14 protein-coding genes are annotated in these 16,372 nt (G+C 70.4%); 3 read left to right on the forward strand and 11 right to left on the reverse strand.

The genetic code is table 11. The features are described from left to right. Positions 1 to 472: 472 nt before the first annotated feature. The 3 genes from guaA to folD form a co-directional block, all read right to left on the reverse strand. Complete coding sequence (gene guaA / locus JHW38_RS05480; RefSeq protein WP_207524988.1) at positions 473 to 2,041, reverse strand: glutamine-hydrolyzing GMP synthase; 1,569 nt, start codon at positions 2,039 to 2,041, stop codon at positions 473 to 475. Positions 2,042 to 2,230: 189 nt separating this feature from the next. Then, entirely contained in the window at positions 2,231 to 3,688 is a 1,458-nt protein-coding gene (guaB, locus tag JHW38_RS05485; protein WP_207524989.1) for an IMP dehydrogenase, read from the reverse strand. Positions 3,689 to 4,207: 519 nt separating this feature from the next. Continuing rightward, positions 4,208 to 5,098 (reverse strand): bifunctional methylenetetrahydrofolate dehydrogenase/methenyltetrahydrofolate cyclohydrolase FolD, encoded by an 891-nt coding sequence (gene folD, locus JHW38_RS05490; RefSeq protein ID WP_207524990.1) that lies wholly within the window; start codon positions 5,096 to 5,098, stop codon positions 4,208 to 4,210. Between the two features lie 173 nt (positions 5,099 to 5,271). Here folD and JHW38_RS05495 point away from each other — a divergent pair, with 173 nt between their 5' ends. Beyond that, positions 5,272 to 5,607, forward strand: coding sequence for a DUF1244 domain-containing protein (locus JHW38_RS05495; protein WP_207524991.1), 336 nt, complete (start codon positions 5,272 to 5,274; stop codon positions 5,605 to 5,607). A gap of 205 nt (positions 5,608 to 5,812) precedes the next feature. Here the strand turns inward: JHW38_RS05495 and JHW38_RS05500 are convergent, their stop codons facing one another. After that, positions 5,813 to 6,877, reverse strand: a complete 1,065-nt coding sequence (locus tag JHW38_RS05500; protein WP_207524992.1) for a DUF2272 domain-containing protein — start codon at positions 6,875 to 6,877, stop codon at positions 5,813 to 5,815. Between the two features lie 294 nt (positions 6,878 to 7,171). Between JHW38_RS05500 and JHW38_RS05505 the strand changes: the two genes are divergently transcribed. Further along, positions 7,172 to 7,969: an alpha/beta hydrolase gene (locus tag JHW38_RS05505; protein ID WP_207524993.1), complete on the forward strand. Its 798-nt coding sequence runs from the start codon at positions 7,172 to 7,174 to the stop codon at positions 7,967 to 7,969. A gap of 81 nt (positions 7,970 to 8,050) precedes the next feature. Next, complete coding sequence (locus tag JHW38_RS05510; RefSeq protein ID WP_207524994.1) at positions 8,051 to 8,431, forward strand: RidA family protein; 381 nt, start codon at positions 8,051 to 8,053, stop codon at positions 8,429 to 8,431. A gap of 193 nt (positions 8,432 to 8,624) precedes the next feature. Here JHW38_RS05510 and aroQ read toward each other — a convergent pair whose 3' ends face one another. The 7 genes from aroQ to JHW38_RS05545 form a co-directional block, all read right to left on the reverse strand. Continuing rightward, positions 8,625 to 9,275 (reverse strand): gamma subclass chorismate mutase AroQ, encoded by a 651-nt coding sequence (aroQ, locus tag JHW38_RS05515; RefSeq protein ID WP_242691362.1) that lies wholly within the window; start codon positions 9,273 to 9,275, stop codon positions 8,625 to 8,627. After that, positions 9,212 to 10,348, reverse strand: a complete 1,137-nt coding sequence (gene moeB, locus JHW38_RS05520) for a molybdopterin-synthase adenylyltransferase MoeB (protein ID WP_207524996.1) — start codon at positions 10,346 to 10,348, stop codon at positions 9,212 to 9,214. Before moeB ends, aroQ begins: the two co-directional genes overlap by 64 nt. Before the next feature lie 197 nt (positions 10,349 to 10,545). Then, entirely contained in the window at positions 10,546 to 11,766 is a 1,221-nt protein-coding gene (locus JHW38_RS05525; protein ID WP_207524997.1) for a molybdopterin molybdotransferase MoeA, read from the reverse strand. An 85-nt stretch (positions 11,767 to 11,851) separates the two neighbouring features. After that, positions 11,852 to 12,442 carry a molybdenum cofactor guanylyltransferase gene (gene mobA, locus JHW38_RS05530; RefSeq protein WP_207524998.1) on the reverse strand — a complete coding sequence of 197 codons (591 nt, stop codon included), beginning with the start codon at positions 12,440 to 12,442 and terminating at the stop codon, positions 11,852 to 11,854. 237 nt (positions 12,443 to 12,679) lie between these two features. Beyond that, positions 12,680 to 14,080: a ribosome biogenesis GTPase Der gene (der, locus tag JHW38_RS05535; RefSeq protein ID WP_207524999.1), complete on the reverse strand. Its 1,401-nt coding sequence runs from the start codon at positions 14,078 to 14,080 to the stop codon at positions 12,680 to 12,682. Between the two features lie 310 nt (positions 14,081 to 14,390). Then, the gene (bamB, locus tag JHW38_RS05540) at positions 14,391 to 15,635 is read right to left on the reverse strand and encodes an outer membrane protein assembly factor BamB (RefSeq protein ID WP_207525000.1); all 1,245 of its coding nucleotides are present in this window, start codon (positions 15,633 to 15,635) and stop codon (positions 14,391 to 14,393) included. Continuing rightward, a complete protein-coding gene (locus tag JHW38_RS05545; protein ID WP_207525001.1) occupies positions 15,635 to 16,264 on the reverse strand; it encodes a YfgM family protein in 630 nt (209 codons plus the stop codon). The genes bamB and JHW38_RS05545 overlap by 1 nt, the downstream gene beginning before the upstream one ends. Positions 16,265 to 16,372 lie beyond the last annotated feature (108 nt).

Raw genomic sequence — 16,372 nt, forward strand, 5'->3', positions numbered from 1 at the left:
ACCTCGCGCCGCCAGCGGCTGGGCGCGAACGAAGGCGAACGCTACGCCCGGCGCTGCGGCGGTAACGCGTTAGCCATCACACAACGCGATGCCGACGGCCGGCCCGCGCGCGCGCCTTGCGCAAACGGCGCGCAGCGGGCAAGCATCGGCCGCCGCGCGCACACTTTCGCCGGCCGGCGAGCGCAGGCGCCCACTCGCGCGGGACCGGCCGCCGGCGATTGCCGCAACGCAAAAAGACATAGCGCGCGCGAGCGCACGGGCGCGCGAACCAGCTCGCGCGAAGACCGATCGCGCCGCGGCGAAAACGAACGTCGACAACGGCAGCGCCCGACCGCGTCGACACGGCGCTCCATCGAAGCGCCGCAGCGCCAATGCGCCGCACCGTCGCCGCCCGAACGCCGCGATGCCACCCATGAACGACGAAGGCCGCGCTCGCGCGCGGCCTTCGTCTTCGCTCAGCGAGCCCGCAGGCTCACTCCCATTCGATCGTCGCCGGCGGTTTGCCGCTGATGTCGTACACCACCCGCGACACCCCCGACAGCTCGTTGATGATGCGGTTCGACACCGTGCCGAGGAAGTCGTACGGCAGGTGCGCCCAATGCGCGGTCATGAAGTCGATGGTCTCCACCGCGCGCAGCGCGATCACCCACTCGTAGGCGCGCGCGTCGCCGACCACGCCGACCGACTTGACCGGCAGGAACACCGCGAAGGCCTGGCTGGTCTTGTCGTACAGGCCGGCCTTGCGCAGTTCGTCGATGAAGATGTGGTCGGCGCGGGCCAGCAGTTCGGCGTATTCGCGCTTGACCTCGCCGAGGATGCGCACGCCCAGGCCCGGGCCCGGGAACGGGTGGCGGTAGACCATCTCGCGCGGCAGGCCGAGCTCGACGCCGAGGCGCCGCACTTCGTCCTTGAACAGCTCGCGCAGCGGCTCGACCAGGCCGAGCTTCATGTGCTCGGGCAGGCCGCCGACGTTGTGGTGGCTCTTGATGACGTGGGCCTTGCCGGTCTTGCTGCCGGCCGACTCGATCACGTCGGGATAGATCGTGCCCTGCGCCAGCCACTTGGCGTTGCTGAGCTTGTTCGATTCCTCGTCGAAGATCTCGACGAACAGGTTGCCGATGATCTTGCGCTTGGCTTCCGGGTCGTCGACGCCGGCGAGCCTGTCGAAGTAGCGGTCGGCGGCGTTGACGCGCACGACCTTGACGCCCATGTGCTCGGCGAACATCGCCATCACCTGGTCGCCTTCGTTGTAGCGCAGCAGGCCGGTGTCGACGAACACGCAGGTCAGCTGGTCGCCGATGGCCTTGTGCAGCAGCGCGGCGACCACCGAGGAATCGACGCCGCCGGACAGGCCGAGGATGACTTCGTCGTCGCCGACCAGCTCGCGCACGCGCGCGATCTGGTCGTCGATGATGTGCGCGGCGGTCCACAGCGTCTGGCAGCCGCAGATGTCGACCACGAAGCGGCGCAGCAGGGTCTGGCCCTGCTTGGTGTGGGTCACTTCCGGATGGAACTGCACGCCGTACCAGCGGCGCGCGTCGTCGGCGAACGCGGCGACCGGGATGCGGTCGGTCTTGGCGGTGACGACGAAGCCGTCCGGCGCCTTCGACACGTGGTCGCCGTGGCTCATCCACACGTCCAGGCGCGGCGGCGAACCCGGATGGTCCTTGAGCCCGTCGAACAAGCGGTCCTGCGCGACCAACTGCACTTCGGCGTGGCCGAACTCGCGCTGGTCGGCCGCTTCGGTGGCGCCGCCGAGCTGCGCGGCCATGGTCTGCATGCCGTAGCAGATGCCCAGGATCGGCAGGCCGGCGTCGAACACCTGCTGCGGCGCGCGCGGCGCGCCCGGCAGCGTGGTCGACTCGGGGCCGCCGGACAGGATGATGCCCTTGGCGCCGTAGGCTTCGATTTCGGCCGGATCGTGGTCCCAGGCCCAGATTTCGCAGTAGACGCCGAGTTCGCGGATGCGGCGGGCGATCAGCTGGGTGTACTGGGCGCCGAAATCGAGGATAAGAATTTTGTCGCTATGGATGTCGGTCATGGTTCGCGGGCGGTGGTGGCTGATAGTCGAACGCGCACTGCTCGATTGCGTAATCCCAGGCGCCGCCGCGATCGAGGCAGGCGTCGACGGGATCTGCCGGCCATGGCCACGCAGTCGCGCAAGTCAACAGCAAAAACAACAACGGCATAAGAAAAAGGACCGCACGCGAGGTCGGTCCTTTTCCGTGCTTCAACCCGCTCGATAATTCGGCGGTTCTTTCGTGATCTGAACATCGTGCACGTGGCTCTCGCGCGAACCGGCGTTGGTGATGCGCACGAAGCTCGGCTTCTTGCGCATCTCCTCGATGGTCGCGCAGCCCACGTAGCCCATCGTGGCGCGCAGGCCGCCGGCGAGCTGGTGGACCACGCCGCCGAGCGAGCCGCGATACGGCACGCGGCCTTCGATGCCTTCCGGCACCAGCTTGTCGGCGTCGGAAGCGTCCTGGAAGTAACGGTCCTTGGAGCCCTGCTCCATCGCGCCGAGGCTGCCCATGCCGCGGTAGCTCTTGTAGCTGCGGCCCTGGAACAGCTCGATTTCGCCGGGGGCTTCCTCGGTGCCGGCGAACAGGCCGCCGACCATCACCGACGAGGCGCCGGCGACCAGCGCCTTGCCGATGTCGCCGGAATAGCGGATGCCGCCGTCGGCGATCAGCGGGATGCGGTCCTGCAGCGCCTCGGCGACCATCGCCACGGCGGTGATCTGCGGCACGCCGACGCCGGCGACCACGCGGGTGGTGCAGATCGAACCCGGGCCGACGCCGACCTTGACCGCGTCGGCGCCGTGATCCATCAGCGCCAGCGCGGCGTCGCCGGTGACGATGTTGCCGCCGATGACCTGCAGCTGCGGGAAGCGCTTCTTGACCCACTTCACCCGATCGAGCACGCCCTGCGAATGGCCGTGCGCGGTGTCGACCACGATCACGTCCACGCCGGCCGCGGCGAGGGCTTCCACCCGCGCTTCGGTGTCGCCGCCGGCGCCGACCGCGGCGCCGACCAGCAAGCGCTCGGCGCTGTCCTTGGCGGCGTTGGGGTTGTCGGTCTTCTTCTGGATGTCCTTGACCGTGATCAGGCCGCGCAGCTCGAAGCCGTCGTTGACCACCAGGACCTTCTCGATGCGGTGCTTGTGCAGCAGCTGCAGCACTTCCTCGTCGTCGGCGCCTTCGCGCACGGTGACCAGGCGCTCGCGCTTGGTCATGATGTGGCGGACCGGGTCGTCGAGCTTCTTCTCGAAGCGCATGTCGCGGCTGGTGACGATGCCGACCAACTGGCCGCCGTCGACCACCGGCACGCCGGAGATGTTGCGCGCGCGGGTCAGCTTGAGCACTTCGCCGATGGTGGTCTCGGGGCCGACGGTGAACGGCTCCTTGATCACGCCGGCCTCGAACTTCTTGACCTGGGCGACCTGGGCGGCCTGCGCCTCCAGGCTCATGTTCTTGTGGACGATGCTGATGCCGCCGAGCTGGGCCAAGGCGATGGCCAGACGGGCCTCGCTGACGGTGTCCATCGCCGCCGACAGGATCGGCAGGCGGATCGACAGGTCGCGGGTCAGGCGGGTGGAGAGGTTTACGTCCTTAGGCAGGACGATCGAATGCGCGGGGACGAGAGACACATCGTCGTAAGTCAGCGCTTCAGCCTGGATGCGCAGCATAGGCGGGCCCGGGAGGATGAAGCGCGCCATTCTAACCCGAAAGCGCTTCGCTCCGCTCGCCGTGCGGGCGGAAAGGGGCGTTCCGCGGGTGGGTTGCGCGGGGGCCGTTAAGGCTGGCGGGAGGGGCGTTGCGGGGCACCGGCCCGAGCCGCGCACGCCCTCCCCGACCGTCCTCCCCGCGAACGCGGGGATCCAGAGACTTCAGCCGGCCCGTTGCCGAAAGCCGGTCTAGGCCCGGCTTCCAGCGTCCTCGCCCGAAACGCCCTGGATTCCCGCGTTCGCGGGAATGACGTGTCGGCAGGCTCGGCGAGGGGTGAGGCGCTTTTCCCGAGGCATGCGACACCGCACACCTCGTCATCCCCGCGAACGCGGGGATCCAGAGACTTCAGTAGGTCCCTTTCCGAAGTCCGGCCTGAGCCCAACTTCCAGCGTTCTCGCCCGAAACGCCCTGGATTCCCGCGTTCGCGGGAATGACGGCGGGACGCTGCGCGGGCTTCCGTGTCGCCCCGTCGCGGGCCTTCAGCCCCGCCCGGCCGCCTTGTCCGCGGCCTCGGCCGCTTCCAGGGTGTTCTGCATCAGCGTGGCCACCGTCATCGGCCCGACCCCGCCCGGCACCGGCGTGATCCAGCTGGCGCGCTGCGCCGCGGCGTCGAAGCCGACGTCGCCGACCAGGCGGCCGTCGTCGAGGCGGTTGATGCCGACGTCGATGACCACCGCGCCCGGCTTGACCCATTCGCCCGGAATCAGCCCCGGCCGGCCGACCGCGACGACCAGGATGTCGGCGTTGCGCACCGACTGCTCCAGCACCGCCTGCGGGGTGAACTTGTGGCAGCTGGTGACGGTGCAGCCGGCGATCATCAGCTCCAGCGCCATCGGCCGGCCGACGTGGTTGCTGACGCCGACGATGGTCGCGCTCTGCCCGCGCACCGGGCGGTCGGTGTAGCCGAGCAAGGTGGTGATGCCGCGCGGCGTGCACGGGCGCAGGCCGAACTGGCGCAGCACCAGATGGCCGACGTTCTCCGGATGGAAGCCGTCGACGTCCTTGCGCGGGTCGATGCGGTGGATCAGCGCGGTGGCGTCGCGGCGGTCGGGCAGCGGCAGCTGGACCAGGATGCCGTGCACTTCGGGATCGGCGTTGAGCCGGTCGATCAGCGCCAGCAGCGCCTCGTCGCCCGGATCGGACGGCAGGTCGTAGTCGATCGCGCGGATGCCGACCTTCTGCGCGGCGCGGCGCTTGTTGCGCACGTACACCGAGGAAGCCGGGTCGTTGCCGATCAGCACCACCGCCAGCCCCGGCCGCGACAGCCCGGCGGCGACGCGGCGGTCGACCTGGGCCTTGAGGTTGTCGAGCAGTTCCTCGGCGATGCGCTTGCCGTCGAGGATGCGGGCCGGGTGCGAAGGGGGCGTCATGCGGGCTCGGCTGCGGTAGAGTCGGGCCGCGCATTATCGCCGATCCGGCCGGCCGAATTTCGCCGCGGCCCGCATTTCGCCTACAGTCGGGGCCGATAGTCGAGGCCGACAACAGTCGAGGCCGACAGTCGAAGACCTCCGCGCGTCCTCGCCCCCTCTCCCCGAGCGCTGCCATGAACCCGACCGCCCCCACCGCCGCCGCGTCCGCCCCCGACGCCGACACCACCGCCCTGCAGGCCGCCGTGTTCCGCCGCCTGCTCGCCCACCTGATGCACGAGCGCAGCGACGTGCAGAACATCGACCTGATGATCCTGGCCGGCTTCTGCCGCAACTGCCTGGCCGACTGGTACCGCGACGCCGCCGGCGAGCGCGGGCTGGAGATGAGCAAGGACCAGGCGCGCGAGGCGATCTACGGCATGCCGTTCGCGCAGTGGAAGGCGCAGTTCCAGCGCGACGCGACGCCGGAGCAGTTGGCCGCGTTCGAGGCGGCGCAGAAGCGGCACGGCTGAGCGCACACCGACGCCGCAACGGCCGCTCCCTGCAGGAGCGGCGCGAGCCGCGACCGCGACAAGAAAACTACGACGCAAGCACGAAGCGCCTTCTCATCCGGGCGGCAAAACAGATCGGACGCGTCCGCTGGACCTCCAGCCTCCGCCGGCGAATCAATCCCGCGGTCGCGGCTCGCGCCGCTCCTACCGTCGTACTACGCGGCCATCAATCCTGCACCGGCGGCTGGCCTTGCGGCTGCAACGCCGGCGCGTTCGGATTCGGACAGCGCGGAATCCCCGAGCCGACCACGCAGTTGATGCAGCAGCCCGACGGCTGCTGCGACGGCGGCGATTGCGGCGAGGCCAGCGGCAGCGGCGGCGCCAGCGCCGCCAGGCTCGCATCGGGCTTGAGCTTGAGCAGCGCGGCCCAGTCGAGCTTGTTCATGTCGCAGGCTGCGGCGGTGTCGGGCGAGCATTCGACCTGGGTCTCGCTGCGCAGCGGCAGCGGCCAGAACTGGCCGTTGCGGTTGACCGCCATCATCCGCATCGTCGCCCCCTGCTGGACGTTGCCGCCGATCAGATAGGCCTTGCCGTCGTTGCCCGGATTGACCGCCACGACCACATCGCAATGCATCGCCAGCGAACCGTTGCCGCTGTCGAGCGCGGCGATCAGGCCCTGGTAGCCGTACACGCGCGTGCTCGAGCGCACCGCGCACAGCAGATCGCCCGGCGCCGGCGCGGCGCTGGCCGGGTCCAGGTACAGGAACGGGCTGTGATCGGGATTGCGGTAGGCCTCGCGCACATAGTCGTAATGGCTGGCCGAAGGACGGAACCCCGGAATCGCGGCTTTCATCATCACGTAGGACACGAACGCGGCCGACCACGGATTGTCGACCAGGAACGCGCGGCAGGCCTGGGTCGAATACGCGCTGCCGTACGCGTCGAAGCACTGGTCGGCGCCGGCGAAGCCGCTCATGCGCTGCAACAGGCCGGTCTCGCGCCAATAGCCGGCGGTGCGACGCCAGGTTTCGGTGGCGCCGTCGGCCAGGCGCGCGTTTTCCGATTCGCTGACCGACGCGCTCGTCAGCCGGCCCTGCAGGTCGATGAAGGGGCGATACCACAGCAGGTTTTCGTTGCACGCCGCGGCGGCGACGCGGGTCGCGGCCTGGGCCGCGCCGCCCTGGTCGCGCAGGCTCGGGCAGGCGTCGGCGGCGCGCGCGGCGCTCCACGGCGCGGCCAACGCGAAGACAACCGCCAGGATGGGCAAAAACGCAACGGGACTGCGGGGCATTCGGGCGATTCTCCGGTCCATCGGACGTCCGCGCGGGGGCGCAGCACGCCGGGCTTGTCATGCGGGTAAGGTCGTGCAGCGCGCTCAGTCGCGGCCGCGACGCGTCCGCCTCGCCAGCCTAGCGATCTTGCGTGCAAAGCGCGTGAGCGAAAACCGCGACCGTCGCAACCGGCTGGCGGCGCGCGCGCGCGCGGGGTATCGTCCATGGCACGCACTTCGCGCCCCGCGGCCGTTCGCGGCCCGGTCGGCGCTTCCCCTGATACGAACGCCCCGCACACCGAGGCCCGCGAATCGATGGCACGCAACCCACGCTTGTTCCAGTCCCTGGCCGCGGTCGCCGGCGTCGCCGCCGCCGGCTATCTCAGCATCTGCGGCTGGATGTATTTCAAGCAACGCGAACTGATGTACTTCCCGCAGAACACCCGCCTGGGCGCCGACATGACCGACTACACGGTCGAACGCGGCGACGCAGTGTTGCGCGGCTGGCGCCTCAACGCCGGACGCGAGAAGGCGCTGATCTATTTCGGCGGCAACGCCGAGCGCATCGAGAACATGCGCGAGATCCTGGCCCAGTGGTTCCCCGACCGCACCATCTACCTGTTGTCGTACCGCGGCTTCGGCGCCAGCGACGGCGCGCCGGCCGAACCGGAGCTGTTCGCCGACGCGCTGGCGATCTTCGACCAGGTCGCGCGCGAGCATCCGCACCAGCCGGTGTCGGTGATCGGCCGCAGCCTCGGCAGCGGCGTGGCCAGCTACGTCGCCGGCAAGCGCCCGGTCGAGCGGCTGGCGCTGGTGACGCCGTTCGACAGCCTCAGCGACACCGCGCAAGCGCACTACCGCTGGCTGCCGACGCGCTGGCTGGTGCGCGACCGCTACGATTCCATCGGCAACCTGCGCAGCTACTTCGGCCCGATCCTGGTGGTGCGCGCGAGCGACGACGACGTGATCCCGCCGGCCAACACCAGCCGTCTGGTGCATTCGCTGCAGACCCGCCCGCAAGGCGTGGAAGTGATCCAGCTCAAGGGCGCCGACCACCACAACATCGGCGCCTATCCCGAATACGGTCAAGCCTTGAGAGAGTTCATCGACTAGCGCGAAACTCCGGCGGGCATGGGCGGAAGCTTCGCCCGCAACGCGTCCGCAGCCGCTCGCGCCTCACTTGGAGGACGCAAGATGCAAATGCAGATGCAACGCAGGGCGATCCAACCCAACGACGTGTCGTACGCGCAGGCGCACGAGATCAGCGGCTTCAAGCGTTTGTTGTTCATCAGCGGCCAGCTGCCGCAGTGCGAGAAGTGCATCCTGCCGAAGGATTTCGAAGGCCAGTGCCGGCGCGCCTGGGCCAACGTCGAGCAACAGCTCAAGCAGGCCGGGATGGACTTCGGCAACCTGGTCAAGGTCACCACCTTCCTCAGCGAACGGCGCCTGCGCGAGCGCAACTACGAGATCCGCCGCGAAGTGCTCGGCGAGCACACGCCGGCGCTGACGGTGATCATCGCCGACTTGTACGAGGAAGGCTGGATGGTCGAGATCGAGGCGATCGCGGCGGATTGAGCGCGGCGCGGCCGCGGCGCTGCGACAGTGGCGCCGCGCAGCTCGCGGGCTTGGGAATCCGATGGACTGGAAATCCGGTGAAACGGAAACTCAGGCTCGCGCAGTCGCCGGTTCGAAAGTCGGCGAATCCTCTACCCCGTCATTCCGGCGCAAGCCGGAATCCGTTTCGGGTCAGTCCGCACAGATCGCGCGCTTACGGCAGCCGGCACAAATCCCCGAACGCCCGCGCCAGCGCTGTGCGGTGCAACTCGTCGAGCCGATGCTGCCGCGCCGCGGACCGCTGCGCATCGAACGCGCGCCGCTCGCAGCCCTTGCCGCGCGCTTCGCTCAACGCGCCGGGCAGCGCATCCAGCAACTGCGCGTTGATCGCATCCAGCCGCTCGCGCACCGGCCCCAGGTCGACCGGCTTGCCCGCACGCGCAGGCTCCGCCAATAACCGGTACTGCACCAGCTTGTTGGCCTCCATCTGCGCCTGGAAGAACGCGGCCGCGCGCTCCGGCGGCAGCGAGCGCGCCTCGGCTTGTTCGCGCACCTTGAGCAACTGCTCGCCTTCGCGCTGGGCGTCCTCGACCGGCTTGCCCGACGCGCGCTTGCTCGCCGCCACTTGATCGGCCAACAACAAGCGCTGCGCGCTGAGTTCGGCGATGCGGCCGAAGCCGGATGCAGGCGCCGGCGGCGAAGCCTGCGCAGCCAATGCGAACGCGCACGCCGCCACGGCGAGTGCGCAGGAGAGACCGCGACCGATGCTCACGAGATACGCCTCCTGATCGTGCGCGCCGCTCACGGCGCCGCGCAGAACGCTTGATAGTCGATATAGCCGGGAAACTCGCGCCCGGCCGCGCACACCGGGCAATCCGGATCCGGCCGCAGGCGGGTCTCGCGAAAGCGCATGCCCAAGGCGTCGAAATGCAGCAGCCGCCCGGCCAGCGATTCGCCGATGCCGAGGATCGACTTGACCACCTCGGTCGCCTGCACCAGCCCGACCACGCCCGGCAGCACGCCGAGCACGCCGGCTTCGGCGCAGTTCGGCGCCGCTTCCGGCGGCGGCGGCTGCGGGAACAGGCAGCGGTAGCACGGGCATTGGCCGCGGTGGCGGCCGGCGTCGAACAGGCTCACCTGCCCTTCGAAACGATGGATCGCGCCGTACACCAACGGCTTGGCCAGCTTCACGCAGGCATCGTTGAGCAGATAGCGCACCGGGAAATTGTCGGCGCCGTCGAACACGACATCGGCGTCGGCGATCAGCCGTTCGACGTTGCCGGAGGTGATCCGCTCGGCGAAGGTTTCGACCCGCAGCCGCGGATTGAGCGCCTGCAACGCGATCTTCGCCGACTCGACCTTGGCCATGCCGATGCGTTCTTCGGTGTGCAGGATCTGCCGTTGCAGGTTGCTGCGGTCGACCACGTCGTCGTCGGCCAGCACCAGGGTGCCGACGCCGGCCGCGGCCAGATAGAACGCCGCCGGCGAGCCCAGGCCGCCGGCGCCGATCATCGCCACGCGCGCGGCCTGCAGCTTGCGCTGGCCGGCTTCGCCGACTTCGGGCAGGCGCAGGTGGCGCGAATAGCGGTCGTAGAAATCGATCTCGTCGGGCGACTGGCGCGACTCGGCCAGCGGCAGCCCGTCGGCGATCCAGCGCGCGGTGCCGCCTTCGACCGAGGCCACCTGGGCGTAGCCGGCATCGAGCAGCGCCTGCGCGGCGCGCAGCGAGCGCGCGCCGGTCTGGCAGATCAGCAGGATCGGCGCGGCGCGGTCGGCGACGGTGGCGGCGGGATCGGCTTCGAGCGCGTCCTTGGCCACGCCGAGCGAATGCTCGGCCTGCCCGGTCGCGCGCTCGTGCGCCTCGCGCACGTCGATCAGGACCGCGCCGGCCTGCTGCCGGGCGCGCGCCTGCGCGGGGGAAATCTGTTCGATGCTCATGCGGGGATTATCCGCTTTCGCAACCGGCGCGGTGGGCGCGGGCGGGGATGCAGTGTTGCGGGGGTTGGCGGGAGCCCTCACCCCAACCCCTCTCCCGCAGGCGGGGTGAGGCGCTGCGCTTGCGAGCCATCGGCTCGCGCAGCGCCGAACGCCCGAACGCTATGCGTTCGGGCCGGGGCAGGATTGGGCTGAGGGACTTAAGCCAACGCGTACGGCCAAACCTCCACCACCGCCCCTTCCGCCAACTGCTGCGGCCCTTCAGGCACCACCATCAGCGCATCCGAATCCGCTGCCGCGCGCAGCCGGTGCGAGGCGGTCGCCGGATTCGGATCGACCCACAACACGCCGTCCTCGTCGCTGCGCAGCCGCGCGCGCACGAACTCGCGGCGCGGATGGGTCTTCTCGATCCCGCCGACCACGCGCGCGCGCAGCTTCGCCCGCGGCTCGCTGCGGCCCTGCAAGCCGTCGATCAACGCGCGCCCGAAACTCAGATAGGTCGCCAACACCGACACCGGATTGCCCGGCAAGCCGAGGAACCGCGCCTGATCCATGCTCGCCAGCAGCAGCGGCATGCCCGGCCGCATCTTCACTTTCCAGAAGTGGATCCGCCCGAACTGCCCCAGCACCGCCGGAATGTGATCCTTCTCGCCGGCCGACACCGCGCCGCAGGTGAACACCAGATCGAACGCGCAGGCGGCGTCGCGCAGCGCGATCTCGACCTGTTTCGGATCGTCCGGCAAGCGCGGCCACGCGGTCGGCTCCAGGCCGTCGGCGCGCAGCAGGCCCATCAGCAGCTCGCGGTTGCTGTCGTAGATCTGCCCGGGCCGCAGCGGCATGCCCGGCTCGACCAGTTCGTCGCCGCTGGTGAACACCGCCACCGTCGGCTTGCGCCGCACCGGCAGCGACGGCAGCCCCAGCGACGCCGCCAGCGACACCCGCGCCGGGGTCAGCGCCTGGCCGTCGCGCAGCACCGTCTCGCCGGCGCCGACGTCTTCGCCGGCGTAACGCACGTGATGGCCGCGCTTGGCGTCGGGCACGAACACGCGCGCGCCGTCGACGCGCACGTTCTCCTTGATCGCCACGGTATCGGCGCCGGCCGGCAGCGGCGCGCCGGTGGTGATGCGCGCGCATTCGCCGGCGCGCAGGGTCAGATCGAGCGCGACGCCGGCGAATTGTTCGCCGACCAGACGCAGTTCGGTTTCCTCGCCGCGCAGGTCTTCATGGCGCAGCGCGAAACCGTCCATCGCGCTGTTGTCGAACGGCGGCAGCGACAGCGGCGCGACCACGTCGCCGGCGAGCACGCGGCCGTGGCAGCGCGGCAGCGCCGGGTGCTCGATATCGAGGCGATGCGCGGCGACGACCTCGGCGGTCAGGCGCATGGCCTCGTCGAACAGCAGGCCGGTGGGGAATTCGGTCATGGCGGGCTCTTGCGGAAGGCGCGGAATCGTGGGGTTTGCGGCCTGCGCCGGCGCAATGCGGCGACGCCGGCGGTCGGGGCGCCGATCATGCGGGCGGATCGGCGACGACGCCGGCCGCGGCCAGATCGGCCGGCGTGTTGAGGTTGCCCAAGCGTAGTCCGGACAGGCGCAGCGCCGCCATGCCGAGCGTGGCCTGCAACTCGCGCACCGCCAGACGCCGCTGCGCCAGCGCCGGCGCCAGCGCGGCGCGCAACGGCGCCAACGGCCACAGCGCGAACAGCGGCTGCACGCCGTCGTCGTCGACGACGTAGGCGCCCTGCCCGGCTTGCGCGGCGGCCAGCGCGGGCAGCAGCGCGGCGTCGGCGTGCACGGCGTCGACCGGAAGCGTCAGCAGCCACGGCGTCGTCGCGACCGCCGCCAACGCGTCCAGGCCGCCGAGCGGGCCCAGCTCGGGCACGCGATCGGGCACCGCGCGCAGGCCGTGGCGCGCGTAACGCGCGAGATCGCGATTGGCGCTGACCGCGACCGCGGCGACCGCGGGCGCGAACATCCGCGCCAGCCGCAGCGCCTGCGGCTCGCCGTCGCGCCGCAGCCAGGCCTTGTCGATCCCGCCCAGGCGCACGGCTTGCCCGCCGGCGAGCAAGCCCAAGGTCAGATCGGCGGGAACGATGGGCATGGGCACCGGGATTCGCGGACTCGGAACCGGCATTGTGCGCGCTCGTGCGTCGCCTCGCCGCCGGGTCGTCCGCAGATCCGCCGGCGACGCGGGCCGCAAAACCGAAACGGGTTCCGGTTCGCCCCGGAACGACGGATCCGCGGAGCATCGACGCTCCCACCGCCGCTCCGGCGCAAGCCGGAACCCATTCGACTTCGGCGCCTGGCTTCGCGCATCGCGCGAAACCGGCCGCCGCGCTTACTTGCCGCGCTTCACATGCCGGATCAGGCGCTTCTTCTTCGCCACCTGCCGCTCGGTCAGCACGTTCTTCTTGCCTTCGTACGGATTGCTGCCTTCCTTGAACACGAACCGCACCGGCGTGCCGACCAGCTTGAAGCGCTTGCGGAAGAAGTTCTCCAGATAGCGCTTGTAGCTGTCGCTCAAGGTGCGCAGGCGGGTGCCGTGGACGACGAAGGTCGGCGGGTTGAGCCCGGCCGGATGGGCGAAGCGCAGCTTGGCGACGTGCCCGCGCACGACCGGCGGCGGGTTGGTCTCGTAGGCGATTTCCATCGCCTTGGTGACCTCGCTGGTGCCGATCTCGGTCGTCGCCGAGGCGTGCGCGCGGTGGATCGCCGCGAACAGCTCGCGCAGGCCGGAGCCGTGCTTGGCGCTGATGCGCACCGGCTCGGCCCATTCGACGAAGGCGAGCTTGCGCTTGAGCAGGTTCTCGGTCTGCTGGCGCTGGTATTCGGTCTGCCCGTCCCACTTGTTGACCGCGACCACCAGCGCGCGGCCGGCGTCGAGCGCGTAGCCGAGCACGCTGGCGTCCTGGTCGGTGACGCCTTCGGTGCAGTCGAGCATCACCACCGCGACCTGGCACTGCTCGATCGCCTGCAGGGTCTTGATGATGGAGAACTTCTCCACCGCTTCCTCGACCTTGGACTTGCGCCGCACGCCGGCGGTGTCGACCAGGCGGTACAGGCGGCCGTCGCGCTCCATGTCGACCGCGACCGAATCGCGGGTCGTGCCGGGCACGTCGGAGGCGATCATCCGCTCCTCGCCGAGCAGGCGGTTGACCAGGGTCGACTTGCCGACGTTGGGGCGGCCGATGAAGGCCACGCGGATGCGGTTGGGGTCGTTGTCCAGTTCGGCCGTCGCGCCTTCCTCGGGCACGCGCGCCAGCACTTCGGCGAGCAGTTCGTCCAGGCCCTGGCGATGCGCCGACGAGATCGCGATGGCGTCGCGGATGCCGTAACGGGCGAAGTCGTCGATCGCCGCGCGCGCGTCGAGGCCGTCGGTCTTGTTGACCACCAGCAGGGTCGGCCGCGAGGTCTTGCGCAGCCAGGCCAGGATCTCGTCGTCGAGCGCCGAGGCGCCTTCGCGGCCGTCGACCACGAACAGCACCAGGTCGGCCTCCTCGGCCGCCGCGCGCGCCTGGCGCGCGGTGGCGCCGGCCAGCCCCTGCTCCTCGCCGGCGATGCCGCCGGTGTCGACCACCGCGAACGCGCGCAGGCCCTCGGGCCGGCACACGCCGTAATGGCGGTCGCGGGTGACGCCCGGCTCGTCGTGGACGAGCGCGTCGCGGCTGCGCGTGAGCGCGTTGAACAGGGTGGATTTTCCGACGTTGGGACGGCCAACGAGGGCGACTAGCGGAAGCATGGTCAGTTTGGAACCGGGAAGAAGGGAAAGGGGATCGGGGACTGGCGGCGGCGCAGTCTGCGGGCCCTCGCGCCGAACGCGTCGGGGCCAGCGAAATCGCCGCCATAGTGCCAGAGCGGGCGCGAAGCTGCCTTCGCGCCGTCGTCGCCGGCCGCGCCGGCACGACCCGGAGGTCGGATCGGTCGCCGCAAACGAACGGCCCGGGACGGCTCAACGCCGCCCGGGCCGCGATATCTCAGGACGCCGGGACAGGCCGCGGGGAATCGGCGTCGCCGCCGTTCCCTGCCCGCTCGTTCCCGGTTCCCTGCTGTTACTGCAGCTTGAACGCGGTCAGCCCGCCCTTGACGTTCTGCACGATCAAGATGCCGTCGGCCACCACCGGCGCCGCCTTCAGCGGCTTGCGGCCGGCGCGTTCGCGCGCGGCGAACTCGCCGGTCGACAGCTTCATCCAGTGCACGTAGCCGTCGTAGTCGCCGACCACGGCGTAGTCGCCCTGCACCGCCGCGCCGCTGAGGTCGCGGCGCGCCAGCGACGGCTGCGACCACAGCGCGCTGCCGCTGTTCTTGTCCAGGCCGTACACGGTACCGGACGGATCGGCGACGATCAGCTTGTCGCTGGCCAGGCCCAGGCGGCCGACGCCGCCGTGCTCGCTGGCCCACATCGGCCGGCCGGTCGGCGCGTCGATGGCGACGGTCTGCTTCTTGAAGCTGCTCACGTACAGCACCGCGCCTTCGAGCACCGGGGTGCCGTCGATGTCGGCCATGCGGTCGAGCTCGGTGCGGCCATCGGGCTGCGCCACAGGCAGGTCCCAGGTCGGGCGGCCGTCGCTGGAGGCCAGCGCCTGCACCGTGCCGTCGTCGTTGCCGACGAACACGAAGCCCGGGCCCAGGGTCGGCGAACCGTTGCCGCGCACCGACAGGATCGGCACTTCGCGGGTCCAGAACCAGCGGCGCTCGCCGCTGGTGGCGTCGAACGCGGTCACCCGGCCGTCGTTGGAGCGCACGAACACCATGCCCAGGCCGATGCTCGGCGCGGAGATGACTTCGTTGGGCACCTTGGCGGTCCACTTCTGCTCGCCGGTGGCGGCGTCGAGCGCGATCACCTCGCCCTCCAGGCTGCCGACCACGACCAGGCCGTCGCCGGCGCCGGGACCGCCGGACAGGCGGATCTCCTTGTCCTTCTTGTCGCGGTCCTTCTTGTCCTTGCGGGTCGGCACGAAGTGCCAGACTTCCTTGCCGGTCTGCAGGTCGTAGGCATGCACGCCGCCGCGGATCGCCGCGGCGTAGACGCGGCCGTCGGCGACCACCGGGCCCTGGCGCACGCCGATCCGGTCCTCGCCCTTGCCGGCGTTGACCGACCAGATCTTGTCGACCTTGACGCTGGGGGTGAAGTCGGTGAGCTCGGTCGGCTCGGTCGGCTTCTCGTCCTTCTTCTTGCTGCTGCCGAACCAGCCCTTGACCGTCGAGCATCCGCTCAGGGCGAACGCGCACAACGCGGCGGCGGCGGCGACGCGCACGAAGGCGCCGCCGGAAGACCTTTTCTGGGCTTGGATCATTAAGACTTGGCCTCGGGCTTGGCCGGCGTGCCGCCGGCTTCGGTGAGCTTGAGTTCGAGCAGGCGGCGGCGCGGCGAGGCTTCGTCGAGCTTGGCCAGCGCGTCGGTGTATTCCTTGCGCGCCAGTTCCTGCTTGCCGAGCGCGAACTGCGCGTCGCCGCGCACTTCGATCGCCAGCGGCTGGGTCGAGGCGGACAGCAGCTTGAGCGCTTCGGCCGGCTGCTTGGCGTCGATCAACAGGCGCGCCAGGCGCTGGGACACGATCTCGGCGATGGCCGCGTCGTCGGTCTTGATCGAACGCAGGGTGGCGATGGCGGCGTCGCGCTGCGCGCCGTCGACCTGCATCTTGGCCAAGTCGAGCGCGGCCAGCGTGCGGTACGCGCTTTCCGGCAGCGCCGCGACCTTGGCCGCGGCGGCCTTGTCCTTGGCCTGGATCGCATCGACCGCTGCCTGGTACTGGCCGGCGGCCTGGGCGCTCTGCTGGACCTGCTGATTGCCCCACCACTTCCAGCCGCCGATCGCGGCCAGGCCGAGGGCGATGCCGCCGATGAGGCCGGCGCCGTTGGCGCGCAGCCAGGACAGCACGCGTTCGCTTTGTTCGTGTTCGTCGAGCAGGTCGTCTATCGCCATGATGCGCCGTGGTTGTGCTGCCTGGACGGCCCGAGGCCGCGCGTAGCGCGGCAGGCGGGACCGAACGGGCCGTTAGGGAAACAGGCCAGTGAGCCGGCCGCGTGGCGG

The organism is Lysobacter enzymogenes (genome assembly GCF_017355525.1).
GTDB classification, from domain to species: domain Bacteria; phylum Pseudomonadota; class Gammaproteobacteria; order Xanthomonadales; family Xanthomonadaceae; genus Lysobacter; species Lysobacter enzymogenes_C.